This window comes from uncultured Litoreibacter sp. (assembly GCF_947501785.1).
In the GTDB taxonomy this organism is placed as follows: Bacteria; Pseudomonadota; Alphaproteobacteria; order Rhodobacterales; family Rhodobacteraceae; genus Litoreibacter.
In genome coordinates this window covers 849,714-874,689 of sequence record NZ_CANMXB010000001.1, presented here as the reverse complement: position 1 = coordinate 874,689, position 24,976 = coordinate 849,714, and the positions used below count along the sequence as shown (strand labels likewise).

At 61.9% G+C, this 24,976-nt stretch carries 23 protein-coding genes; 15 read left to right on the top strand and 8 right to left on the bottom strand.

The window, feature by feature from the left end:
- The first annotated feature begins 35 nt into the window (after positions 1-35).
- The 7 genes from Q0899_RS04385 to Q0899_RS04355 all read left to right on the top strand — a co-directional run bounded on the left by Q0899_RS04385 (position 36) and on the right by Q0899_RS04355 (position 8,449).
- Entirely contained in the window at positions 36-1,016 is a 981-nt protein-coding gene (locus Q0899_RS04385; protein ID WP_299191197.1) for a carbohydrate ABC transporter permease, read from the top strand.
- Positions 1,017-1,097: 81 nt separating this feature from the next.
- Positions 1,098-2,219: a carbohydrate ABC transporter permease gene (locus tag Q0899_RS04380; RefSeq protein WP_298291141.1), complete on the top strand. Its 1,122-nt coding sequence runs from the start codon at positions 1,098-1,100 to the stop codon at positions 2,217-2,219.
- A 9-nt stretch (positions 2,220-2,228) separates the two neighbouring features.
- Positions 2,229-3,893, top strand: coding sequence for an alpha-glucosidase (locus Q0899_RS04375; RefSeq protein WP_299191196.1), 1,665 nt, complete (start codon positions 2,229-2,231; stop codon positions 3,891-3,893).
- A gap of 3 nt (positions 3,894-3,896) precedes the next feature.
- The gene (gene ugpC / locus Q0899_RS04370) at positions 3,897-5,000 is read left to right on the top strand and encodes a sn-glycerol-3-phosphate ABC transporter ATP-binding protein UgpC (RefSeq protein ID WP_299191195.1); all 1,104 of its coding nucleotides are present in this window, start codon (positions 3,897-3,899) and stop codon (positions 4,998-5,000) included.
- 129 nt (positions 5,001-5,129) lie between these two features.
- A complete protein-coding gene (gene edd / locus Q0899_RS04365; protein WP_299191194.1) occupies positions 5,130-6,935 on the top strand; it encodes a phosphogluconate dehydratase in 1,806 nt (601 codons plus the stop codon).
- 94 nt (positions 6,936-7,029) lie between these two features.
- The gene (gene eda, locus Q0899_RS04360) at positions 7,030-7,671 is read left to right on the top strand and encodes a bifunctional 4-hydroxy-2-oxoglutarate aldolase/2-dehydro-3-deoxy-phosphogluconate aldolase (RefSeq protein ID WP_299191193.1); all 642 of its coding nucleotides are present in this window, start codon (positions 7,030-7,032) and stop codon (positions 7,669-7,671) included.
- A gap of 25 nt (positions 7,672-7,696) precedes the next feature.
- Positions 7,697-8,449, top strand: a complete 753-nt coding sequence (locus Q0899_RS04355) for a DUF2189 domain-containing protein (protein ID WP_299191192.1) — start codon at positions 7,697-7,699, stop codon at positions 8,447-8,449.
- Here the strand turns inward: Q0899_RS04355 and Q0899_RS04350 are convergent.
- The 5 genes from Q0899_RS04350 to soxR form a co-directional block, all read right to left on the bottom strand.
- Positions 8,430-9,986 carry a trimethylamine methyltransferase family protein gene (locus Q0899_RS04350; protein WP_299191191.1) on the bottom strand — a complete coding sequence of 519 codons (1,557 nt, stop codon included), beginning with the start codon at positions 9,984-9,986 and terminating at the stop codon, positions 8,430-8,432. The two genes, Q0899_RS04355 and Q0899_RS04350, sit on opposite strands and share 20 nt — an antisense overlap.
- 223 nt (positions 9,987-10,209) lie before the next feature.
- Positions 10,210-11,313 (bottom strand): YgcG family protein, encoded by a 1,104-nt coding sequence (locus Q0899_RS04345; protein WP_299191190.1) that lies wholly within the window; start codon positions 11,311-11,313, stop codon positions 10,210-10,212.
- Between the two features lie 23 nt (positions 11,314-11,336).
- A complete protein-coding gene (locus tag Q0899_RS04340; RefSeq protein WP_299191189.1) occupies positions 11,337-12,137 on the bottom strand; it encodes an isocitrate lyase/phosphoenolpyruvate mutase family protein in 801 nt (266 codons plus the stop codon).
- A complete protein-coding gene (locus Q0899_RS04335; protein WP_299191188.1) occupies positions 12,137-13,306 on the bottom strand; it encodes an aminotransferase class I/II-fold pyridoxal phosphate-dependent enzyme in 1,170 nt (389 codons plus the stop codon). Before Q0899_RS04335 ends, Q0899_RS04340 begins: the two co-directional genes overlap by 1 nt.
- Positions 13,307-13,381: 75 nt before the next feature.
- The gene (soxR, locus tag Q0899_RS04330; protein WP_298357589.1) at positions 13,382-13,852 is read right to left on the bottom strand and encodes a redox-sensitive transcriptional activator SoxR; all 471 of its coding nucleotides are present in this window, start codon (positions 13,850-13,852) and stop codon (positions 13,382-13,384) included.
- 82 nt (positions 13,853-13,934) lie between these two features.
- Here soxR and Q0899_RS04325 point away from each other — a divergent pair, with 82 nt between their 5' ends.
- From Q0899_RS04325 to Q0899_RS04310, 4 genes are all read left to right on the top strand, one after another.
- Positions 13,935-14,321 (top strand): VOC family protein, encoded by a 387-nt coding sequence (locus Q0899_RS04325; RefSeq protein WP_299191187.1) that lies wholly within the window; start codon positions 13,935-13,937, stop codon positions 14,319-14,321.
- Between the two features lie 167 nt (positions 14,322-14,488).
- Entirely contained in the window at positions 14,489-15,928 is a 1,440-nt protein-coding gene (cysS, locus tag Q0899_RS04320) for a cysteine--tRNA ligase (RefSeq protein ID WP_299191186.1), read from the top strand.
- Positions 15,925-17,541: a citramalate synthase gene (cimA, locus tag Q0899_RS04315; protein ID WP_299191185.1), complete on the top strand. Its 1,617-nt coding sequence runs from the start codon at positions 15,925-15,927 to the stop codon at positions 17,539-17,541. The genes cysS and cimA overlap by 4 nt, the downstream gene beginning before the upstream one ends.
- Positions 17,538-18,308 carry a squalene/phytoene synthase family protein gene (locus Q0899_RS04310; RefSeq protein ID WP_299191184.1) on the top strand — a complete coding sequence of 257 codons (771 nt, stop codon included), beginning with the start codon at positions 17,538-17,540 and terminating at the stop codon, positions 18,306-18,308. The genes cimA and Q0899_RS04310 overlap by 4 nt, the downstream gene beginning before the upstream one ends.
- A gap of 91 nt (positions 18,309-18,399) precedes the next feature.
- On the opposite strand, the gene Q0899_RS04305 is transcribed toward Q0899_RS04310, so the two are convergent.
- From Q0899_RS04305 to cobA, 3 genes are read right to left on the bottom strand one after another with little or no spacing between them, the layout of a single operon-like run.
- Positions 18,400-19,632: an MFS transporter gene (locus Q0899_RS04305; RefSeq protein WP_298357598.1), complete on the bottom strand. Its 1,233-nt coding sequence runs from the start codon at positions 19,630-19,632 to the stop codon at positions 18,400-18,402.
- Positions 19,633-19,659: 27 nt separating this feature from the next.
- Entirely contained in the window at positions 19,660-20,931 is a 1,272-nt protein-coding gene (locus Q0899_RS04300) for a cobyrinate a,c-diamide synthase (protein WP_299191183.1), read from the bottom strand.
- Positions 20,932-20,944: 13 nt separating this feature from the next.
- Complete coding sequence (gene cobA, locus Q0899_RS04295) at positions 20,945-21,796, bottom strand: uroporphyrinogen-III C-methyltransferase (protein ID WP_298357602.1); 852 nt, start codon at positions 21,794-21,796, stop codon at positions 20,945-20,947.
- 97 nt (positions 21,797-21,893) lie between these two features.
- On the opposite strand from cobA, the gene Q0899_RS04290 reads away from it, so the two are divergent.
- From Q0899_RS04290 to Q0899_RS04275, 4 genes are read left to right on the top strand one after another with little or no spacing between them, the layout of a single operon-like run.
- Positions 21,894-22,955 carry a cobalt-precorrin-5B (C(1))-methyltransferase gene (locus Q0899_RS04290; protein ID WP_299191182.1) on the top strand — a complete coding sequence of 354 codons (1,062 nt, stop codon included), beginning with the start codon at positions 21,894-21,896 and terminating at the stop codon, positions 22,953-22,955.
- Positions 22,952-23,689 (top strand): cobalt-precorrin-6A reductase, encoded by a 738-nt coding sequence (locus Q0899_RS04285; RefSeq protein ID WP_299191181.1) that lies wholly within the window; start codon positions 22,952-22,954, stop codon positions 23,687-23,689. Before Q0899_RS04290 ends, Q0899_RS04285 begins: the two co-directional genes overlap by 4 nt.
- Positions 23,673-24,302 (top strand): DNA-3-methyladenine glycosylase 2 family protein, encoded by a 630-nt coding sequence (locus Q0899_RS04280; RefSeq protein ID WP_299195221.1) that lies wholly within the window; start codon positions 23,673-23,675, stop codon positions 24,300-24,302. The genes Q0899_RS04285 and Q0899_RS04280 overlap by 17 nt, the downstream gene beginning before the upstream one ends.
- On the top strand, positions 24,299-24,970 hold the full coding sequence (locus Q0899_RS04275) for an alpha/beta fold hydrolase (protein ID WP_298291201.1): 672 nt from the start codon (positions 24,299-24,301) through the stop codon (positions 24,968-24,970). Before Q0899_RS04280 ends, Q0899_RS04275 begins: the two co-directional genes overlap by 4 nt.
- The last annotated feature ends 6 nt before the right edge of the window (positions 24,971-24,976 follow it).

Here is a 24,976-nt window from a genome sequence, read left to right as displayed (position 1 = left end):
GCCACCCCATCACCTGATCACGGGAGGGATCAGCCATGTCACCCATCATTCAAGGCATATTGACGATCTTCATTGGCGTCGGCGGCTGCGTGGGTTATTTTTGGGCCTCCAACATGGTGCTCGACAAGGTGATCTTCCCCGCCCAATCCAAGAACCCGGGCCGAAACATCAATCGCGCCAACATGGTCCGCCCGTGGCTCTTCCTGTTTCCCGCGATGTTCGCGCTGGGCCTTTACCTAGTCTACCCTGTTATCGGTTCATTCTGGCGCTCGCTCTTCAATCGCTCCGGTGAAGACTTCATCGCTTTGGGCAACTACACCGCCTTGGCGCAGGACCCGACATTCCGCACTGCGTTCGTCAACAACTTCATGTGGATGCTGGTCGTTCCTGCCGCCTCCACCTTCTTCGGCCTCTTGGTGGCGCAGCTGACCGACCGGCTGAAATGGGGCAACATCGCCAAGTCGCTGATCTTCATGCCGATGGCGATTTCTTTCGTGGGCGCGTCGCTGATCTGGCGCTTCATGTATGCCAACAACCCCGACATAGGGCTGCTCAACGCCATCCGCTTCGCCATGGGCGCGACTGAGGCGCTGGACGTGTTGCAGCTGCAATTCTGGAACAACTTTTTCCTGATGGTCATTCTGATCTGGATCCAAACCGGCTTCGCCATGGTGATCCTGTCGGGCGCCTTGCGCGGCATCCCCGAGGAAACCATCGAGGCCGCCATCATCGACGGCGCCAACCCGTTTCAAATCTTCTTCAAGATCAAGGTCCCGCAAATCATGGGTACGATTGTCGTGGTCTGGACCACGATCACCATTCTGGTGCTGAAGGTATTCGACATCGTCTACACCATGACCGGCGGCAATTTCGGCACGGAAATTCTGCCCTCTTACATGATGAGCTACATGTTCCGCGATGATGGCCGTGCCACGGCTGTGGCCTTCGTCATCATGATCATCGTCTTGCCGGTGATGATCTGGAACATTCGCCAAGCCCGTGCCGAGATGAGATGATGAAGACAGAGTTTCATCGAAACTCTGCACCCAAACTCTCCTCGAGAGTTTGGCCCCGCCCAAGACGTTCAGGAGCCAACAATGGATAATATCGCTGGTACCAAATCCTCCCTCAATTGGGCCGTTCAAATCTCGGTCATCCTGCTGGTCATCATCTGGCTGATCCCGACGGTCGGCCTGCTGGTGTCGTCTTTCCGCGACCGCGACGCGATCACCGCGTCGGGGTGGTGGCTGTCGGCCCTTCCGGTGGAGCAAAACTTCGCCGTCAAAGCCGAAGGCGACCCCGTCTCCAAAGACGGGGTCAACGTGCTGGAAGGAAACGTCTTCGGCGAGGGCTCCGGCACCGTCGCCAAATTCGGCGGCCGCCGTGCGGCGCCGGACGCGTTCACCCCCGGCGAGGTGGCAGAGCTGACCCGCGACCGCACCCTGATCGTGCAAGAGAACGGCGACTTCATCTACACGTCACCTGCCGAAATCAAACGCGCGCCCTCCATCTACTTCGCCGCCGCGCAGCCGCCGGAGTTTTCGATGATCAATTACGAGACCATCATGGGCTCCGCCAACATGGACCGCGCCTTCATCAACACGCTGACGGTGACGATCCCCGCCACCATCATCCCCATCCTGATCGCGGCCTTCGCGGCATATGCGCTCGCGTGGATGGAATTCCCGGGCAGGGGGCTTCTGATCGCCGTGGTCGTTGGCCTGCTGGTCGTTCCGCTGCAACTGGCCCTCGTGCCGATGTTGAAGCTGCACAACGCCATGGGGGTGGGCCAAAGCTTCCTTGGCATCTGGATGGCCCATACCGGCTTCGGGCTGCCGCTCGCCATATATTTGCTCAGAAACTACATGGTCGGGCTTCCTCGCGACATCATCGAATCCGCCAAGGTGGACGGCGCCACGGACTTCCAGGTCTTTACCAAGATCGTCCTCCCGCTCAGCTTCCCGGCACTGGCCAGCTTCGCCATCTTCCAGTTCCTGTGGACCTGGAACGACCTGCTGGTCGCCAAAGTCTTCCTGCCGTCCAATTCGGAAAGCTGGGTCATGACCGTTAAAATCGCCGACGACCTCCTCGGCTCCCGCGGCGGCGACTGGGGCATTCTGGCGGCGGCAGCCTTTATTTCGATCGCGGTCCCGCTGATCGTGTTCTTCACCATGCAACGTTATCTGGTGCGCGGCCTGCTGGCCGGCTCCGTGAAATAGGCCAAGCCCATGACGCAACACACACCTGCACTCGCGACCGAGGCCAAAGCCCACGCCAACTGGTGGAAAGGCGCCGTGATCTATCAGATCTACCCGCGCTCCTACCAAGACAGCAACGGCGACGGCATTGGCGATTTGAACGGCATCACCATGCGGCTGCCCTATATCAAGTCGCTCGGCGTGGACGCCATCTGGATCAGCCCGTTCTTCACCTCGCCCATGAAGGATTTCGGCTACGACGTGTCGGATTATTGCGACGTGGACCCAATGTTCGGGCAACTGGCTGATTTCGACGCGCTCATCGCCGCGGCGCATCAACTGGGCTTGAAAGTGATGATCGACCTCGTGCTCAGCCACACCTCAAACCAGCACCCATGGTTTCAGGAATCGATCCAGGACAAAACCAACGACAAGGCAGATTGGTACGTCTGGGCCGACCCCAAACCCGACGGTACGCCGCCCAATAACTGGCTGTCCATCTTCGGCGGGCCGGCATGGCATTGGCACGGGGGCAGGGAGCAGTATTACCTGCACAACTTCCTCGCCTCCCAGCCCGACCTGAACTTCCACACGCCCGCCGTGCAAGACGCGCTTTTGGACACCACCCGGTTCTGGCTGGATCGCGGCGTCGACGGGTTCCGGTTGGACACGATCAATTTCTACTTCGCCGACGCGCAGTTGCGCGACAACCCGGCGCTGCCCCCTGAAAAGCGCAACGCGACAATTGCGCCGTCGGTGAACCCATACAACCACCAGGAACACCTCTATTCCAAGAACCAGCCCGAGAACATTGCGTTCCTCAAACGCTTCCGCGCGCTGTTGGACGAATACCCCGGCCGCGCCGCCGTGGGTGAGGTGGGCGACGCGCAGCTCGGCCTCGAAATCCTTGGCGAATACACCGAGGGCGATGACCGCATCCACATGTGCTACGCGTTCGAATTCCTCTCTGCAGAGCGTCTGACCGCCACCCGCGTGGTCGACACGCTCAACCGCCTCGACAAACACGCGCCCACGGGGTGGGCTTGCTGGGCGTTCTCCAACCACGATGTGCAGCGCCACGTCACCCGCTGGAACCTGACACCGGCCGCCAAGCGGCTTTATATCACCATGCTCATGTCGCTCAGAGGCTCTGCTTGCCTCTACCAGGGCGAGGAACTGGGCCTGCCCGAGGCCGACGTCGCCTTCGAGGATCTGCAAGACCCTTACGGCATTGAATTCTGGCCAGAATTCAAAGGCCGCGACGGCTGCCGCACGCCGATGGTGTGGGAGCAATCCAACCAAAACGGCGGCTTCTCCGACGGCCACCCGTGGCTGCCCGTCAGCCACGACCACCTCAACCGCTCTGTCGCGGCGCAAGAGGCCGATCCCTCAACCGCGCTGCACCACTACCGCCGCGCCATAGGTTTCCGCCGAACGCATCCAGCGCTGACCCAAGGCGAACACACAGAGCTGAAGGCACAAGGCGACGTGCTCAGCTTTATCCGCAGCGACGGGCCGCAGACCATCTTCTGCGCCTTCAACATGTCCGACACGCCGTCCACCATCGACATGCCTGAAGGGAACTGGCAGCCCATCGGCGCAGAGCTTGGCGTCACCGGGCCTGCATCCGACGGCAAATTACACTTAGGCCCGTGGCAACCTTGCTTCGCGCTGTCCTTGAACAAGGGGAGATAAACCATGGCAGACCTGAAACTGACCAATGTCGAAAAGACCTATGGTGGCACCGTCAACGTGCTCAAGGACATCAACCTCGACATCCAGACCGGCGAGTTGATCGTCTTCGTCGGCCCCTCCGGCTGCGGCAAATCCACGCTCTTGCGGATGATCGCGGGGCTGGAAAAGATCACCGGCGGCGAGTTGAAAATCGACGGCGAGGTGATGAACGATGTGCCGCCCGCAATGCGCGGCATCGCCATGGTGTTCCAATCCTACGCGCTTTACCCGCATATGACGGTGCGCGACAACATGGCCTTCGCGCTGAAATTAGCCAAGAAATCACCGCAGGAAATCGACGAGGCGGTGAATCGCGCGGCCAAAGTCCTGCAGCTCGATGAATATCTCGACCGCTTGCCCAAGGCGCTGTCGGGTGGGCAACGTCAGCGGGTAGCCATCGGGCGCTCGATCGTGCGCGACCCCAAAGTCTACCTGTTTGACGAGCCGCTCTCCAACCTCGACGCCAGCTTACGCGTCGCCACTCGGATCGAAATCGCGCAGCTCAAGGAATCAATGCCGAACTCCACCATGATCTACGTGACCCACGATCAGGTGGAGGCCATGACGCTCGCCTCCCGCATCGTGGTGCTCGCCAATAAGGGCATCGCGCAGGTCGGCTCGCCGCTGGAGCTGTACGAGCGTCCAGAAAACGAATTCGTCGCGCAGTTCATTGGCTCTCCGGCGATGAACCTTTTGGCCGGCGAGATCGTCAACACAGGCGAGGTCACCGAAGTGAAGGTTCATGACGGGGCAGGGACCATCATGGCCAACATCCCCACGACCGAGGCTGATCAGGGCCTCGCGGTCAATGTCGGCATCCGCCCCGAAGATATGGTCGCCACCACCGGCGAAAACTACGCTTTCGCCGATGAGGTCAGCATTGTCGAAGCGTTAGGTGAAGTGACCCAGCTCTATTTCGCGGCGCCTAGCTCCAGCGCGGATACGGACACAGTCATCGCCAAGTTGCCCGGCATCCATACGGATGTGCGTGGCAAAAAAATGACGCTGACCGCCGATCCTTCCAGGGTGCATCTGTTCGCAGACGGTCAGTCACTGCTCTACCGGTAAGTCAGCGAGGCTGCGTCTATACGTTGTCCATAAGCAAAGTAGACGTTTTTCAGACGTTGGTTTTATGCGTTTTCCTACTGGACTGTTAGCGCTAACAGCGCTATCTGACCGGCAACGCAGGAGAGCATTATGACCCTCAACTCCACGATTGAAGCCGTCACAGACCGTATCATACAACGCTCGCGCCACACCCGCGCGCGATACCTCTCGCGCATGGCTCAGGCCGCCGAGGAAGGGCCCCGCCGCGGCCATCTGACCTGCGGCAATCAAGCCCATGCCTATGCGGCAATGGGGGCTGACAAGGACGCTCTGGTCGCCGAAAAGATGCCCAATCTGGGGATCGTTACCAGCTACAATGACATGCTGTCCGCCCACCAACCCTTTGAAAAATATCCACAATTCATCAAAGAAGTGGCCCGCAGGAACGGCGCCACGGCGCAGGTTGCGGGCGGGGTTCCCGCCATGTGCGACGGCGTCACCCAAGGTCAGGTCGGCATGGAGCTGTCGCTGTTTTCGCGCGACGTCATCGCGCTGTCGGCGGGCGTGGCGCTCAGCCACAACACGTTCGATGCCGCTGTTTACCTGGGTGTCTGCGACAAGATTGTGCCGGGCCTCGTCATTGCGGCTGCCACTTTCGGCTACCTGCCGGGCATATTCATCCCAGCAGGCCCGATGACGTCGGGCATCCCGAACGACGAAAAAACCAATGTGCGCAAGGCCTTCGCCAAAGGCGAATGCGACCGCGCGACGCTGATGAAGGCCGAAATGGCCTCCTACCACGGACCGGGCACATGCACCTTCTACGGCACGGCGAACTCAAACCAGATGTTGATGGAATTCATGGGGTTGCACCTCCCCGGCGCGTCCTTCGTCAACCCAGGCACCGAACTGCGCGACGCGCTCACCGGCCACGCCACCAAGCGAGCGCTGGAGATCACCAAGCTCGGCAATCAATACACGCCTGTCTGCGATATTCTGGACGAACGCACCTTCGTCAACGGCCTTGTCGGCCTGATGGCGACGGGCGGCTCCACCAATCTTGTCATCCACATCATCGCCATGGCGCGCGCAGCGGGCGTGTTGCTGGACCTGCAGGACCTGTCCGACCTGTCCGACGCCACGCCGCTGATGGCGCGCGTCTATCCCAACGGCCTCGCCGACGTGAACCATTTCCACGCCGCCGGCGGCTTGGGCTACATGATTGGCGAGCTGCTCTCAGCGGGCCTGCTCCATCCTGACACGAAAACGGTTTATGGCAACGGTCTCAAAGACTACCACGCCGAACCTCATGTAAAGGATGGTGAGGTGACTTGGGGCAAAGGCGCCACCAAATCCGAGAATGAAAAGATCTTGCGGCCTGCTAAGGACCCGTTCCAAAAAGCGGGCGGCCTGAAGCAGCTGCAAGGCAATCTTGGGCGCGGGGTGATCAAAGTGTCCGCCGTTGACCCGGACCGTCACATCATCGAAGCCCCTGCGCGGGTGTTCTCCGGCCAGGCCGAGGTCAAAGCCGCGTGGCGCGCCCATAAACTGGACCGCGACTGCGTCATCGTCGTGCGGTTCCAGGGGCCCAAGGCCAACGGCATGCCTGAATTGCATGGGCTGACGCCTACACTCAGCGTGTTGCAGGACCGCGGCTTCAACGTGGCCCTCGTCACCGACGGCCGCATGTCCGGCGCGTCCGGCAAGGTGCCAGCCGCCATTCACGTGGCCCCCGAAGCGTTGGACGGCGGGTTGATCGCCAAAATTCAGGACGGCGACATGATCCGCGTGGATGCGGTCAACGGCACGCTTGATGTGTTGACCGAAGGCGTGGCAGAACGCGACGCAGCAACGCCAGATCTCAGCGACAATGGCCACGGCATCGGGCGCGAGCTGTTTGAAGTGTTCCGCCAATCCGTCGGCCGCGCCGATGACGGGGCAGGGGTCGTGGTCTAAGAGAGGGTGGTGGCGTAAAACGCACCCATTCCCTATCATTGTTTCAAAAATACCTCCGCCGGAGGCTCCGACACCTGCAAGAAGAAAGACAGTTATGACGCCGATGCAAGCCAGCCAAGACGCCCTGAAAATCTGCCAACTGGCCCCGATCGTCCCTGTTCTGGTGGTCGACGACGCCAAGGACGCGGGCCCGTTGGCCAAGGCCTTGGTTGCAGGCGGATTGCCCGCGCTTGAGGTCACGCTCAGGACACCAGCCGCGTTGGGAGCAATCGCCGAGATGGCGAAGGTCCAGGGCGGCGTCGTCGGCGCAGGCACGTTGCTGACCCCGCAAGACGTGGTGAATGCCAAGGAGGCAGGGGCCACATTCGGCGTCTCGCCCGGTGCCACCGACATGTTGTTGGATGCCTGCGAGGATGCGGACCTGCCCCTGTTGCCAGGTGCGGCCACGGCGTCAGAAGCGATGCGGCTGCTGGAACGCGGCTATTCCGTCCTGAAATTCTTCCCGGCGGAAGCCTCGGGCGGCGCGCCTGCGCTCAAGGGTATTGGCGCCCCGATCCCGCAGATCAGCTTCTGCCCGACCGGTGGGGTGTCGATGAAAAACGCCAATGACTACCTGAGCCTGCCCAATGTGGTCTGCGCGGGCGGCTCTTGGGTGGCGCCCAAGAATTTGGTCACTGCAGGGGACTGGGGCGGCATCGAAGCTTTGGCCCGCGAAGCGGCGGCCTTGCCACGGTAGACCTGACCCGTGCTAACGTGGTCGCATGACCACGGCGCACACATTGTCGCTTAGCGATATCGGCCAGGCGCTCAACGCCGGGGTCAGAGACTTCCTGCGGGCACCGGCCTTCGGGCTGTTTTTCAGCGCGTTCTACGTCCTGACCGGCTTTGTGCTGATCACGCTTAAGGCAGGCAGCTTTACCTGGACCTTGTTTCTCAGCCTGGGCTTCCCGCTGGTGGCCCCGTTCGCGGCCGTTGGTCTCTATGAGATCAGCCGCCGGTTGGAGGCGGGGGAGCCGTTTACCTGGTTGTCCATCCTCGGCGTTGTCTGGAACCAGCGCGGCGCGCAGACGCCCTACATAGGCGCGTTGCTGGTGGTGATCTTCCTGTTCTGGAGCTTCTTTGCGCATATGTCCTTCGCGCTGTTCTTGGGCAACATGTCGCTGACCAACATCTCCACCTCGTGGGAGGTGTTCATGACCCCCACAGGCCTCTCGATGCTGGCCTTTCAGTTCGTCGCCGGCGGCATAGTCGCGGTGCTGACCTTCGCCATGACGGTGGTCTCTTTGCCCTTGCTGCTGGACCGCGACATTGATTTCATCACCGCCATGCTGACGTCGTTAAAGGCATTCGCGGCCCACTGGCCGGTGCTGCTGGTATGGGGCGCGTGCATCGGGGCACTGGTGTTTCTGGCGCTGATCCCGATGTTTATTGGCCTGCTGGTGGTGCTGCCGGTGCTGGGCCACGCGACCTGGCACCTTTATACGCGGATACGCCCTAGTCTAAATGGATCGTAAACCGCTTGCGGATGGCCGCGTCCAACATGGGGTCAAACTCCGCTTCTGACGGCGCGGCCAAGATGGCCTCCTTGCGGGCGGTTGCGTTTTTCAGCAGGTCCGGCTTGTCCTTCTCCGCCCATTCCTTGGGGGAGGTGCGGTCGCCCAAACTCGGGTACACGTAATTCGATTCCATCAGGCCCAGCGTCTGGTCGGTGCCCAGGTAATGCCCCGGCCCAAGGCCCGATCCGTCCGTGCCCAGACATGTCGCGCGAATCTCCTCCAGCGCGAGGTCGGTATCTTCCACCTCAATGCCACGCACGCAGCGTTGCGCCTGGCCGATCAGGTCGTCGCCCAGAATAAGCGACTCGTGGCAGAACCCCAGCAGGGAGGCATGCATGCCCGCCGCCTCATACACCATGTTCAGCCCCGACAGCCCGGCCATGACGTTGGAACACATCTGCTCCCATCCCGCCTGCATGTCGGGCAGCTTGGAATCGGATGCGCCTGCCGCAGCGCCGCCCGGAATGCCGTAGAAGTGGTGCATCTGCGCGCAGCCTGCGGTCAGCAGCGCCTGTTCGCCTGATCCCACCGACATGGCGCCGGTGCGCAGGTCCAACCCGAACGGCCATGTCCCGAAAATGGCGGGGTGGCCGGGGGAGATCGAATTCACATAGACAATCCCCGCCAGGCATTCCGCAACGGATTGCACAATCGCCCCTGCCACCGTGGGCGGCGCGGTCGCGCCGGCCATTCCAGCGGACAAGAGCAACACCGGCATGCCGGCCTCAATGCAAACCTCCATCACCGAACAGGCATCGGTGGCGAACTTCATCGGCGGGACCACGAAGCAGTTGCTGTTGGACATGAAAGGCCGCGCGCGCCATTTGTCCTCACCGCCCGCGATCATGTGCAGCAGCTCGACGCAGTCGGGCACAAACGCGGCCTCGGTAAAGGATGTCCCGATATGTTTCATCGTCCCGCGTGTCGTGGCGTAGACGGTGTTGAGATCCATCTGCGCGTTGTCCGCAATGTCGCGGCACACCATGGGGCGCTGCAGGAAATGTACGTTGTCCAGCGTGTTGACGATCTTGGCGGCGTCAAACAGGTCCTGCACGGTGGACTCGCGGTAGTTGCGGCCATGCACGTCCACCATATGCACAGCGGCCCCTGCAGTGCCGTAATGCACATTGGTGCCCGACAGGTCCAGGTCATGGGCCGGGTCACGGCCATGCAGGGTGATGCTCTTGCAGGCCTTGGCCAACATGTCTTCGACCAGCGCGCGAGGGTATCTCAGGCGGCCGTCATCGCCCAGAATGGCTCCGGCGGCGACCATGTGGTCGATGCCCGATTGTGGCGCGTCGGCCAGGCCGATTTCCTCCAAGGCGCGCAGCGCGGCCTCGTGAATTCTGGCAATATCGGTATCGGATAAGGGTTTGTAGGTGCCGCCGCTCATGCCGGGGCGAATGGGGCGCTTATCCTCGGATAGGGGGGCTGCGCGAAGGGCGTGCCGCGCGGCGCGGCCGCCGGAACGGCGGGAACGGGCGTGTTGTGTCATGGCGTGGTCTCATAGGAAAAGGTCATCAGGGCAGGGTGAAGGATGGTTTCACTCAGCCGGACGTCCTCTGGCGGCGCGGCCACGGCGCGCCCCTATGGTTATGGTGACCAGCTCAAATTTGCAGCGCTTGCGTTGCATGATGCCTCCCCGACATGGGCAAAGGGTGCGGGGTCAGTCGGGCCGTATCTGTTCTGTTTGCGGCATCGCGGTCCAAATGCGTCACTTACCAGCTGCCCGACGCGCCCCCGCCCGACGAACTGCCGCCGCCAAAGCTGGATGACCCGCCACTTGAAGAGGAGGAGGAAGAGCTTTGCGTTCTACGCGGAATCGTCCGGTCCTCTGACGCGGTATGTCCGCAGTTTTTGCAGCTGTGATCCAACCGCTTCAACCCGGTGGACGACGTCGTGGCGTTCCGCAACACCGTGGTGCGGGTATGGTAGGTCTTGTATCGGCAATTGGGGCACGCCCCGTGGCTCGAAAACACTTTGGGGTAGCCCTTGACCATGATGTGGTCGTCATATTCGCAGACCCAGACGCCATAATCCTTGGAATTGAGCCGCTCCTCTACCAGTTGGCCTGCGTCCAGGTATTGGTCCTCCTGCACGTCTCCCAGCCGGACCATGCGCCGGCCGCATTCAGGACATTTGCGCGGTGCGTTGCGCACGCCCCAGCGGATGCCGAAAAAGCCGAGTATCGCTGTGATCGGGGCGCCGAAAATTCCCAGAATGACCAGCAGAACCTTTCGTTTGGGGTCCTCGTCGGTCCAGCGCTGCACCCGCTCCATCGGTGACAGTTCGGACGCGGGGCGCGTGTCCAGTTGCAGCCGGTCCAGGCTGGCGCGGGTGCCCTCCAGGATGCCCTGTTCCATCCGGCCATCTTTGAAGGCGGGGATCACGATGCTGTCGATGATCCGCTTGGCGATTCCGTCATACCGCGCGCGGTAGCCGGACCCCAGGGCGATACGCATGTCGCGGTCCTCTACGGCGACAACCATCATCAGACCGTCATTGCGCTCTGCGTTGCCGACGCCCCATTTGTTGAACAATTGGTCTGAGAAGGAGGCGATGTCGCGGAACCCGCCATAGGCGTGGCGGCTCTTGATGGTCACCACCGTCATCTCGTGGTCGCGCGCCTCGCGGGCCTGTTGCAGAATGCGGGTCAGCTCGGCCTCGGTCTCGGGCGATAGAATGTCGGCGAAATCGTTGACATAGACAGAGACGTAATCCGGCAAGTCCTTCGCGGCGGCGGGCAGCATCAGTACGCCCCAAACCAGAATCGCCGCGCATAAGGTTACCGCAGCGCCGCGTACGCGTTGAAAAACAAACATAGAGCCCCTCATCTCTGCTCGATCTATTCTCCTAGCATCGGGTCAACAACGGAGCCTGGCAAGGCCTGTGTGAGCGGGCCGAAGTCGCCCTCACCAAACATCGCCTGTGCCGCGTCGTGGATGGCGCGGTGCGTCACCCGCGCCAGGGCGGAGCCAAGCGAGATACGCGCCAGTCCGGCTTTGGCATAATCGGCGCGGCTGAATTTGGCATAGGGGCCTGCCGCGAGCACGTTCACTGGTTTGTCAGTGGCCGCAACAACGCGTTTGAGGTCGTCAAAGCTTTTGGGAAGCGGTACATAGATGCCGTCCGCTCCGGCGGCGTCAAAGGCTTTGACGCGGCGCAGCGCCTCTTCAATATCGTACCCGCCGGTCATCACACCGTCGGCGCGTGCGACAAAGAAAAAATCGTCAGCCAAAGCACGAGCCGCGGCGCTCGCCGCCCTGACGCGCTCGACCGCCAGGTCAAAATCGTAATACTTCGCAGAGGCCCCGATGGTGTCCTCGATGCATATGCCGGACAGCCCGGCTTCCGCCGACAGCCGTACGCAGTCCTCGCAATCTTCGGGGGAGGGGCCGTAGCCATCTTCCATATCGCCAGATACCGGCAGGTCGGTGGCGGCAACCAGGTCTTGCGCATGCGCCAGATGCGCATCCATCGAAACCTGCCCGCCATCTGGCACCCCCAAGGTGAACGCGTATGCCGCGGAGGACGTCGCAAGCGCCCGCGCCCCCATCGCCGCCAGCATCTTGGCCGACCCCACGTCCCAGGCATTGGCCAGGATGAACGGGTCGCCGGGTTTATGAAGCTCTCTGAATGTCGGCATCAGACAAGGTCTCCTGCAAAGTTCAAAACGGTGGTCAGGGCGGCAACAAACGCGTCGTCATCTACCGTCATCGCCACGCGGATATGGCCAGCGGCAGCGGTGCCAAAGCTTTCGCCCGGCATCACGGCAATTTGGTGGGCGTCCAATAGCCGGTTGGCGAAGTCCTCGCCCGACAGGCCAGTCGCGCGCATATCCAGCATCAGATACATAGCCCCGCCCGAGGGGACCAGCTTGGCGACGTTTTGCGTGGCGATCAACCCTTGCGCCACTAGGCGCCGCCGCTGAAACGGCGCGGCCACCTTTTCCTCCAGCGCGGGCCCTTCGTTCAAAGCAAACAGCGCGGCGTCCTGGATGTAGCCCGGCACGCCGTAGGTGGTGTGAGTGGCCAGGTTGATCAGCTGCTCAATGACAGGCGCAGGCCCCGCGACCCATCCCACGCGGCTGCCGGTCATGGCGTGGCTCTTGGACATGGAGCCCACCACAAGCGTGCGCTCCGCCATACCGTCCATGGTACGGGGGGAGATATGCTCCCCCTCCCAAACCTGCGTGTCATACACCTCGTCGGAAATGCACCACAGGTCGTATTCGCAACATGCCCGAGCAATCCCTTCAACGGTCGCGCGATCATAAACCACGCCCGTCGGGTTGTTCGGCGTGTTCACCAGCAGTGACCGCGCCCCGCGCGCCTGCTTGGCGATGTCGACAAAGGAGGGCTGAAACGCCTGTTCCGGCGACGTTACAATCGCGCGTGGCACCGCGCCGACGCCGCGGATGGTGCCGGGGTAAGTGGCGTAATAAGGGTCGCAGTAAAGCGCCACGTCGCCCTCGTCACAGGTCGCATGATGCGCCGCGAACAGCGCCGCCTGGCCCCCCGGCGTGATCACCACATTGTCGCGGGTTGTCGCCACGCCGGTACGCGTTTGAAGCCGCGTCGCCACCTCGTCGCGAAGGTCGCCGACGCCGGGCACCATGGCGTAGCCCGTATGCCCGCCTTTGGCGGACGCGTTCATCGCGGCCAAAATGGTCGGGTCCGTGCGGATGTCATGCTCGCCAATCGTCAGCTCGGTCACCGGGACGCCATCCGCCACCATGCCCCGCGCGCGGTAGAACACGTCCCACCCGTCCGAGCCGCCGGCCGTCAGTCCCGAAATTCGCTGAGATAGCTGCATCTGCGCCTCCTGTTCGCTTTTCGGCGGATGGAGCCAGCCGCCGCGTGGGAAGTCAAATCGCAAATGGTGATTGTTTCAATCAATCTCGTCTGGGTCGCCGCGCAGGTAGCGCGGGCCGGTGCCGTATTGCCGCGCCCGGTCGCGCGGGTTCCATAACGCGCAGCGTTTCAGCGACAAACACCCGCAGCCGATGCAGCCGTCCAGCCGGTCTCGCAAGGTCTGCAATCCCTCGATCCGCGCATCGATGTCGCTGCGGAATCCCGCGGCAATCCGGGTCCAATCCGCTTGCGTTGGGGTGCGCCCCTGCGGCAGGCCGTCCAGATGCTGTCTGATCTGCGCCAGCGAAAACCCCAGCTCCTGGCTGATCATAACAAAGGACAGCCGCCTAATATCAGCCCGGTCAAACCGCCGCTGCCCGCCATCGGTGCGCCAGGCCTGCACCAACCCCTCCGACTCGTAGTACCGGATCGCCGAAACAGTCAGCCCGGTACGCTCCGACAATTGCCCAATCGACAGACCGCGTTTTCCCAACGCATTGGCTTTCATGGATATTCTCCGTTTGACCTCAAGTTAACATAAGGAATTACACTCATTTCATAACCTAATCAAAGAAGAAGGAGCATTCCTCATGCCCACGCCTCGTCTCGAACATCTTAATCTGACCTCCTCTGACCCGCAGGCCATGGCCGCGATGCTGGACGATCTGTTCGGCTGGCAGATCCGCTGGCAGGGGGAGGCCAAGGATGGCGGCCACACAATCCATGTTGGCAATGACGACACCTATCTCGCGGTCTATGCCCCGAAAGCCCAAGTCGCCGCCAAGACCAACAACCATTACACCACCACCGGTGGGCTGAACCATGTCGGTGTCGTCGTCGATGACATCGACGCGGTCGAGGCCAAGGTCATCGCCCGCGGCCTCAAACCCGTGATGCACGGCGATTACGAACCCGGTCGCCGCTTCTACTTCCACGACCCTGACGGCATCGAATTCGAAGTCGTCTCCTACAGCTAACCCATTGCCTGAGGGGCTGGCCTCGTGCTATGCCCCTCACATGACCAAGACCTGCAACATTATCTGCTGCTGCATTACCATCTGAGAAATCTCAGGCGGGTCTTAATCATTTTCATCACAAGTTGAGTTTGCTAAGCCCGCCGCAACATCTGCGCGCGCGAGGCCCTATGACCATCACACTCTACAACACGGCGACCCGATCCAAGCAGCCGCTTGAGCCCATCGAGGACGGCAAGGTCTCCATGTATGTCTGCGGCCCCACGGTCTATGATCGCGCCCATATCGGCAACGCCCGCGCCGTGGTCGTCTTCGACATGCTCTACCGTCTGTTGCGCCATGAATATGGCGCGGATGCAGTGACTTACGTGCGAAACTTCACAGACGTCGACGACAAGATCAACGCCCGCGCCGCCGAAGAAGGCCGACCCATCTCCGAGATCACCGAGGAAACCACCCAGTGGTTCCTCGACGACATGGCCGCCATCGGCGCGCTGGAGCCAAACGAGATGCCCCGCGCCACGGCCTACGTGCCGCATATGGTCAAGATGATCGAAGGCCTGATTGAAAAGGGCCACGCCTACGCCGCTGAGGGCCATGTCCTCTTCAAGGTGCGCTCCTACGCTGATTACGGAAAGTTAAGCGGTCGCTCCGTTGACGACATGATCGCGGGTGCCCGCGTCGAAGTCGCCCCCTACAAAGAGGACCCGATGGATTTCGTCCTCTGGAAGCCTTCGGATGCTGACACCCCCGGCTGGGACAGCCCATGGGGCAGGGGCCGCCCCGGCTGGCACATCGAGTGCTCCGCCATGGCCTATGAATTGCTGGGCGAGCGCTTCGACATCCACGGCGGCGGCAACGACCTAACCTTCCCGCACCACGAAAATGAAATCGCCCAAAGCAAATGCGCGGGCCACGATTTCGCAAACATCTGGATGCACAACGAGATGCTGCAGGTCGAGGGCAAGAAGATGTCCAAGAGCCTCGGCAACTTTTTCACCGTGCGCGATCTGCTGGACCAAGGCGTGCCGGGCGCGGTCATCCGCTTCGTCATGCTCTCCACCCACTACCGCAAACCGATGGACTGGACGGAGAAGAAGCGGGCGGAGGCGGAGAAGGCTCTAGCCAAATGGTCGCGGCTTTTGGGTCTATTTGTTTTCGACAAGAGGCCCGAGAACATTGCTGTAAGCGAAGCAAATCAAGGAGTTGTCGCTGCACTTGCGGACGACCTTAACGCTCCGCTAGCACTGTCCCGAATACACGCCTTGTTTAACCAAGCAAAGAAAGATCAAGGTAAGTACCTTGAACTGGCGGCATCCCTGAAATTAGTAGGTCTGCTACCAAAAGTTCGATATCGCAAAGACATGAGTGAGGAAGAAATCGAACGTCAAAAGGAAGAAAGCCAAGTTCAATCCGAAGCTAGGGAAATTGTAGGACAAATTCTTGAACGCAGAAAGGCTGCCCGTGAATTGGGCGACTACGCCTTGGCGGATGATATCCGACAACAATTGGAAGAAGCTGGGATCATTCTGACTGACCGAGGGGCCGGTCAATATAGTTATAACTTTGGCCCGGACTTCGACCCCGCCAAGCTAGAGGCACTCAAATGACCAAACAACGCCTCCACCTCTTCGACACCACCCTCCGCGACGGGCAACAAACCCAAGGCGTGCAATTCTCCACGCCCGAGAAAATCCAGATCGCGCAGCTCCTCGACCAGATCGGCCTCGACTACATCGAGGGCGGCTGGCCCGGCGCGAACCCGACGGATTCCGAATTCTTCGAAAACCCGCCCAAGACCCGCGCCACCATGACCGCCTTTGGCATGACCAAACGGGCAGGGCGCTCCGCCGAAAATGACGACGTGCTCGCCGCCGTCCTGAACGCCAACACGCCAGCCGTCTGCCTCGTCGGCAAGACCCACGACTTCCACGTCAAAACCGCCCTTGGCATCAGCCTCGATGAAAACCTCGACAACATCGCTGCCAGCTTCAAACACATCGTCGCCAACAGCCGCGAGGCGATCTTCGACGCCGAACATTTCTTCGACGGCTACAAATCCAACCCCGACTACGCGCTCAAAGCCATCCACGCCGCCTTCGACGCGGGCTGCCGCTGGATCGCACTCTGCGACACGAACGGCGGCACGCTGCCCTCTGAGATCAGCGCCACGGTCAAAGCCGTCATCAAATCCGGTATCCCCGGCGAGAATCTCGGCATCCACACCCACAATGACACCGACAACGCGGTCGCAGGCAGCCTTGCCGCCATCGACGCAGGCGCGCGCCAGATCCAGGGCACCCTGAACGGGCTGGGGGAGCGGTGCGGCAACGCAAACCTCACCTCCCTGATCCCGACGCTGCTGCTGAAGGAGCCTTACAAAAGCCAATATGAGACCGGCATCGACCCCGAAAACCTGCCGCTGCTGACCCGCGCCTCGCGGAAATTGGACGACATCCTGAACCGCGTCCCCAACCGGTCCGCGCCTTACGTCGGTGCCTCCGCCTTCGCCCACAAGGCGGGCCTGCATGCGAGCGCGATCCTCAAGGACCCGACCACCTACGAGCACATCGACCCCAGCGTCGTCGGCAACACCCGCATCATCCCGATGAGCAATCAGGCGGGCCAGTCCAACCTGCGCAAACGCCTGGCCGAGATGGGCCTGAAAGACATCGACAAATCAGCCCTGCCACGCATCCTCGACCGGATCAAAGAGGCCGAAGACAAGGGCTACAGCTACGACACCGCGCAGGCCTCTTTCGAGCTGCTCGCCTGCGACGAGCTGGGCCTGATCCCCAATTTCTTCGAAGTGAAGCGCTACAAAGTCACCGTCGAACGCCGCAAGAACAAGTACAATAAGATGGTTTCGCTGTCGGAAGCTATGGTCGTGGTCAAAGTAGGTGGCGAGAAGATGCTCTCGGTCAGTGAAAGCCATGACGAACACGGCTCCGACCGCGGCCCCGTCAACGCGTTGTCCAAGGCGCTCGCCAAAGACCTTGGACCGTACTCCAAAATCCTCGAAGATATGCACCTCGTCGACTTCAAGGTCCGCATCACCCAAGGCGGCACCGAAGCGGTGACCCGCGTCATCATTGATTCAGCGGACAGCGCGGGCCGGCGCTGGGCCACGGTGGGCGTCAGCCCCAACATCGTGGACGCGTCTTTCGAAGCCCTCTTAGACGCCATCAACTGGAAACTCATCCAAGAGGGCGCGAAAGCGTGAGCCTGCAAGCCTGCGCCGAGCTGGTAGAAAGCGCCGATCCCGACCGCTTCGCGGTGACAATCACGGCGCCCGAGGAAACACAGAAAATCCTCTGGCCACTTTATGCCTTCAACATCGAGGTCAGCCGCGCGCCCTGGGTCACGCAGGAACCCATGATCGCCGAGATCCGCCTGCAATGGTGGCGCGACGCGCTGGAAGAAATCCGCGAAGGCAGGCCCGTGCGGGCGCATTTCGTCACCGGACCGCTGGCCGACATCCTGGATGCCGAAGGCGCCATGGTGCTCGACAAGCTGGTCGAGGCTCGCGCCTGGGACATCTACGCCGACGCCTTCCCGAACCGCGAAAGTTTCGACGCCTATATCGAGGCGACCTACGGCAACCTCATCTGGACCGCCGCCCGCCTGATCGCGCCGGAGACAGAGGAAAAGGTGATCCGAAAATTCGCCTATAGCTGCGGCGTCGCCGCCATGCTGCGCGCCACGGCCAAGCTGAAAGCAGCAGGCAAAAGCCCGCTTTTCGAGGACAACGTCACGGCCTTCCACAAGCTTGCCAAACATGGGTTTTTCAACATGAACTACGCCATCTACGCCCGCAAAAGCTTGGCCAAATCGCTCAACCCACTTCTGATGACCGGTTGGAACGCGTTCCCAACCTTCATCGCGGTGCGCCATAACGCGCAAAAAATCTACACCAACGGCTTCAGTCAAAGCGAATTCGCCCGCCGTTACCGCCTGTTGAAATTGACCTATCTGGGCTGGTGGCGCTGACCCCATCATTGTTTCAAAAATACCTCGGGGGAGGAGCGTCAGCGACGGGGGCAGAGCCCCCAACCTGTCGGCGCGCGCAAGCGCGGCGAAGCTAGATCGCCCGCCGCCGATCTACGATCAGCCAGACCAATGCGCCACCCGCCAGTGCCAGAAACGGGCCCATCGCGTAATTGACGGCGTTCCAGCCCTCCACCGGGGTGCCGCCTGAACAGTTCATCAACCCGCCCGACGCCAGGGAGGCCACGGTCACGCAGCCGAAGACCAGCGCGTCGTTCAGGCCCTGTACGCGGCCGCGTTCAGCGGGGGAGTGGGAGGAGGCCAAAAGGGTCGTCGCGCCGATGAAGCCGAAATTCCAACCCAGCCCCAGCAGGATCAACGCGCCATAAAAGTTGGTCAATTCAACACCTGACAGGGCGACCACCCCCGCAAAGGCCAAAATAGCGAGGCCAGCACCAATGATTTTCTCAACCCCGAACCGTGCAATCAGGTGGCCGGTGAAGAAAGACGGCGCGAACATCGCCAAGACATGGGCCGATACGATGTCGTTGGCATTGTCATTGGTGAAGCCGCAGCCCACCACGGCCAGCGGGGTGGAGGTCATCACCAGGTTCATCAGCGAGTAGGCAACCATGGCGCAGATCACCGCGACGATGATGCGCGGGTCGCGCAATAACGCGGCTTTGCTGCGGATCTCTGTGGCGGCCGAGGACGCGGCCTGTGACGTGCTTTTGGGCAGGTCCAGCGCAAAGAACAGGAACAGCCCGACAAGGTTCAGCACCACCACGGCGGCGTATGTGCCAAAGAAGGGCACCATCCAGGCCTCCATCACGCCCTTGTTCAGCTGTGGGCCGATGATGGCCGACAAAAGCCCGCCCGCCATGACATAGGAAATCGCCTTGGGCCGGAAGCTGTCAGACGCCATATCAGCGGCGGCGAAGCGGTAAAACCCTTGGGCGGACATGTAGATGCCGGTCAGGTAGCTGCCCACCAGCAGCGTCAGGAAGGAGCCGATCCACAGCCCGTAGGCCGCGATCGCGGCACCTGCCGCGCCTGCCAATGCACCCACGATGAAGCCGTTGCGGCGGCCATGGGCTTGCATGAACGGGCTGATCCACGGGGCGGTGGTCATCGACCCGAACACAATCATCGAAATCGGCAGCGTCGCCAGGCACGGGTTGGTCGATAGCATGTTGCCCGCCAGCCCGCCGGTGACAAAGATCATTGGCATCTGCGCGCCAAGAATGGCTTGGGCGGCGACCAGCACGGCCACGTTGCGTTTGGCGCGTGTGTCGTCGGTCGGGTGGGTGGGACTAACATCGGTCATAAGGTCTGACCTACGCCCGCGCGCAGGTCATGGCAATACGCGCTCGATGATATGGGCAAATGAACCTGACACGCGACCCTCTCTCAGCCCCATCGGGGGCAGGGCGTGCCCTTCGGCGTCCCGGGCCTCAAACAACGGCTGCCCATCGGCTTTCAACGTGGTGGCATAGTGGAACTCGTGCCCCCGGAACCTGCCCTGAAAAGAACCGTGCGTCGCGGCAAGTTCGCGGTATCCGAGTTGCAATTTGCGGGTCTCAAAGCTCGTTTGCAGCGACAGCAGACCGGCCATCTTGTGGCTGACGCCATCGGCGTCGGCCAGGGTTTCCCCCAAGGCCATGTAGCCACCACATTCACCATATATATCAGTGCTTTCCGAGGCTTCTCTTAAGCTACTTAAGAACGTGGAGGCGGCGGCCAGCTGCGCGGCGTGCAGTTCGGGGTAGCCACCGGGGAGGTAGACCAAATCCGCAGGCGGCACCGGCTCGTTCGCCAGCGGCGAAAAATACGTGATTGTGTCGCCTTGCGCGATCCAGTCTCGGATCATGTGCGGGTAAGTGAAGGCAAAGGCCACATCACGCGCGATCGCGACGTGGCGGCGCTTGGGCGGGATCGGCTTGAGAGCGGGCGCAACCGGCAAGGGCGCGCTGAGGTGCAGCAAAGCCTGCAGATCGACCTGACCCGCAAGCTGCTTGCCGGCGCGGTCCAGAAAAACATCCAGATCGGCGCGTTCGCCCGCCTGCACCAGCCCCAAATGGCGCGACGGGGTGGCAAGGGCCGCGTTGCGCATCACTGCGCCCAACACAGGTATCCCCAGCGGCGCAAGGGCCGCGCGCAGCATCTTCGCATGCCTGGGACTGCCGACTTTGTTGAGGATCAGGCCATTTATGCGAACATTTGGGTCGTGTCCGGCGAACCCAGCGACCAAGGGGGCCACGGATTGCGCCATATGGGACGCATCGACCACCAAAACGACGGGTAGGGACAATTGCCGAGCCAAATCTGCAACCGCGCCGCGCCCGTCAGGCGGCGCGCCGTCGAACAGCCCCATTGCTCCCTCGATGATCAGCAGGTCGTCTCCGGCGGCAAGGTCGGCAATCCGTTCCGGCGGCATCGCCCATGCGTCGAGGTTCAGGCAGGGCAGGCCGCAGGCTGCCTCGTGAAAGCGGGGGTCAATATAGTCGGGGCCGGATTTTGCGCCCCGCACGGGGTCGCCGCGATCGTGCAAGGCGCGCAGCAGTCCCAAAGTGATCGTGGTTTTGCCGCTGCCGGAGGCAGGCGCGGCAATGATCAGGCCCGGCATGTCACGCGTTCAGTCATGCGGTTTCGGCGGGCCGTCCGCGTCCCAGCGGGTCCAGATCGCGCGGGGCATGCCCCTCGGCCATGCCCTGCCAGTCCAGCACCTGCCGCATCATCACCGACCGACCCACACAAATGATCGCGGGCGGCTCCAGGCCAGAGGCTGCAACGTCTTCAACGCAGCCGCCAAGGGTGGTCTCAAGCACCTGTTGGTCCTCTGTTGTCGCCGTGGTCACGAAAGCCACGGGCTCGGAGGCGGGCCGTCCCGCTTCCATGAGCGAGGCCGCGATCCGGGCGATGTGCTTCATCCCCATATAGATCACAATCACCTGGGAACCCTTTGATATTGCAACCCAATCCAGTGACGAGGTCACGTTGCCCGACTGGTCATGCCCGGTCACAAAGGTCACCGACTGGTTCACGTCGCGATGGGTCACGGGGATGCCCGCATAGGCCAGCCCGCCAATGCCTGCGGAAATGCCCGGGATAATGCGGATAGGCACGCCGTGCTGCACCAATGTCTGCGCTTCCTCGCCACCACGGCCAAAGACGAACGGGTCGCCGCCCTTCAGGCGCAGCACGCGCTTTCCGGCCCGGGCCAGGTCGACCAGCCGCAGCGAGATATCGCGCTGCTTGGCTGATGGTTTGCCGCCGCGCTTGCCTGCGTAGATCAGCTCCGCCTGCGGGGCCCAGTCCAAAATCGCCTCTTGCACCAAAGCGTCGTAAATCACCACATCCGCCTGCCTGAGCGCATTCAGCGCGTGCAGTGTCAGCAGGCCGGGATCACCCGGGCCCGCGCCGCACAGCCACACCCAACCTTTTTCAAGGACAGGCCAGTTTTTGTCGGGAAGGGCGAGTGAGTCGGACATAGCGCCAATATGCAGCCCTGCCACGGGCGTGCCAAGCGAAAGAGCGACCTGCAATGCATCATTGGCGGCGCGAATTTCGACGCTATAGTCGCGGCTTATGAGCGAGGACCCCGCAACCCGATTGCGCCGTGGCTGGACCACCGGCGCCTGCGCAACAGCCGCCACCAAGGCGGCGCTGCAGATGTTGTGGGGCGATGAAACACCAGCAACCGTGGGCATCACCTTGCCCAAGGGCGAACAGCCGGTCTTTGCGGTGCATAATTCGGCCCAGACCGAAACATCCGCGACGGTAGAGATTGAAAAGGACGCCGGCGACGACCCGGACGTGACCCATGGCGCGATTATCGGCGTCACGGTAACGGCATCCGAGGGCGGGGTTGTGTTCAAAGCAGGCGAGGGGGTCGGGATCGTCACCAAACCCGGCCTGCCAATCCCCGTGGGCGAGCCGTCTATCAACCCCGTGCCACGGTCCATGATGGAAGGTGTCGTGGCCCAGATGGCCGCGCTTTACGGCCAAGCGCCGGACGTCGCCATCACCGTTCATGTGCAAAACGGCGCGGCATTGGCGTTGAAGACCTGGAACCCGCGTTTGGGCATCGAAGGCGGGCTGTCGATCCTCGGGACCACGGGTGTGGTGAGACCGTTCTCCTGCGCCGCCTGGATCGCGTCGATCCACCGGGGCATTGACGTCGCAATTGCCTCCGATACGCGCCATGTCGCGGGCTGTACCGGGTCCACGTCGGAGGCGACGGTGCAAAAGCTCCATAAGCTGCCGGATCACGCGATGCTGGATATGGGTGATTTCGCGGGCGGGCTGTTGAAATACCTCAAAAAGCACCCCGTCGCGCGCATCACCATTGGCGGAGGCATTGGCAAGATGACCAAGCTGGCACAGGGCGCGCGGGACCTTCATTCCAAACGATCTCAGGTGGATTTTGCGGTTTTGGGGGATTGGGCCATTGGCGCCGGATTGCCCGATGTGCGCGACGCCAACACCGCATTGGAGGCGTTTGAGCGCGCAGGATCGCAGCTGGCGGGCATCATTGCCCGCAATGCGCTCGCTGAGGTGAACAATATGCTGGAAGGCACTGATATAAAGGCCGATATTGTCGTCATAGATCGCGCTGGAAAAGTCATAGCGCAGGAAGAGGCAACATGAAAATTCTCCTTCTCGCAGGCACAGGCGAGGCGGGACAGCTGGCAACCGCGCTCAGCGCGCAAGGCCATGGGGTCATCGCGTCGCTGGCAGGGGCGACCCGCGCGCCTAAGGGTATGGATTGCCAAACCCGCATCGGCGGGTTTGGCGGAGATGCAGGGTTCGAGGCGTGGCTGGAAGACAACCGACCCGACCTCGTGGTCGACGCCACGCACCCCTTTGCCATCCGCGTCACTACCCGCACCGCACGGATCTGCAAGGAACGCGGGTTACCATACGTTCAACTGCTGCGCCCCGCTTGGACGGTTAACCCGGCGATGAATCAGCATGAGGTGAAGTCGGTTGCCGAGGCGCAGGAACTGATTCCCGAAGGCTCTCGCGTGTTTTTGGCGACGGGGCGGCAATCGTTGATGGATTTTGCGCCATTGCGGGATTGCTTTTTGATTTGTCGCCAGATTGACGCGCCGCAACGCGACTTTCCGTTCAAGAACGGCATGTTTCTGGTTGGGCGGCCACCGTTTTCGGCGCCGGACGAAAAGCAGCTGTTTCAACGGCTGGATGTCAATGTGCTGGTGGTCAAGAACGCGGGCGGGCGGGCGTCCTACTCCAAGATCGAGGCGGCCGCTGAACTGGGCATTCCGGTCATCATGTTTGCCCGCCCCGAACCGCCGGACGCGCCGCGGGTCACAACCGTAGAGGGCGCAATGCAGTGGGTGGCCGATCTTGAGGATCATTGAGACTGAAGCAGATGTCGCCGAAGGCGCTGCGTGGCTCGCGGCACATGAGCCGCGCTTTGCGGCCGTGTTGCCTGAGCTTCAGCCTTTGCCTCTGCGTCGCAGGCCGGACGGGTTCGGGCAATTGCTCAATGCAATCATGGGCCAACAGGTCAGCACCGCCTCAGCCGCCGCAATCAACGCGCGGCTGGAAGACGCCGGTTTGACCGAAGAGGCCAACGTGGCCGTCGCATCTGAAGACGCGCTTAGGGCCTGCGGCCTGTCGCGGCAGAAAATACGTTACGCGGGCGAGCTGGCCCGCGCGGGCATTGACTATGACGCGCTCAGAACTGCCGACAGCGCCACGGTGATCAAGACGCTGACCGCGGTGCCTGGCATAGGCGCATGGACCGCTGAGATCTACGCGATGTTCTCGCTTGGTCATGCGGACGTGTTCGCGCCCGGCGATCTGGCGCTGCAAATCGCAGTGCAACACCTGTTCGAGCTGGAAGACCGACCCAAGGAGAAGGACCTGCGCAAACGCGCGCAGGACTGGTCGCCCTGGAGGTCCGTTGCAGCCCGGCTGCTCTTTACCTACTACAGGACCATCAAAGGCCGTGAGGGGATCGGAACGTGACACGCGTATTGGAAGGCGGGCGCAAGGCGTCCAAATCGGGCGAGGTGGATTCGCTGGTGGTGTTTTTGCACGGCTACGGCGCGGATGGGGCGGACCTCTTGGGCCTCGCCGACCCGTTGTCGGAGCATCTGCCAAATACCGTCTTTGTGGCCCCCAACGCGCCGGAACGCTGCATCGGCAACCCGATGGGCTACCAGTGGTTCCCGATTCCGTGGATCGACGGCTCGTCCGAGGAAGAGGCCGAGATTGGCATGAACGCCGCCGCTGAGGACTTGAACGCCTATCTGGATACCGTCATGGCGGAGGAGGACGTGCTGGCCGAACAGGTTGTGGTCATTGGCTTCTCCCAAGGCACCATGATGGCGCTGCATGTGCTGCCGCGTCGCGAAGACGAGGTCGCGGGGATCGTGGGTATCTCAGGGCGGCTGTTGCGCCCGGAGCTGTTGAAGGACGAGGCGATCAGCAAGCCTCCGGTGCTGCTGGTCCACGGCGATCAGGACGAGGTGGTGCCGCCGATCTCCATGCCCGAAGCCGGCGACGCGCTGCAGGAGGCAGGGTTTGAGGTGTTCGGCCACGTCATGAAAGGCACCGGTCACGGCATCGCGCCCGACGGTTTGGGCGTCGCGCTGAGCTTCATCGGCAAGCAGTTCAACATTGATCTGGGGTAGGTCTTG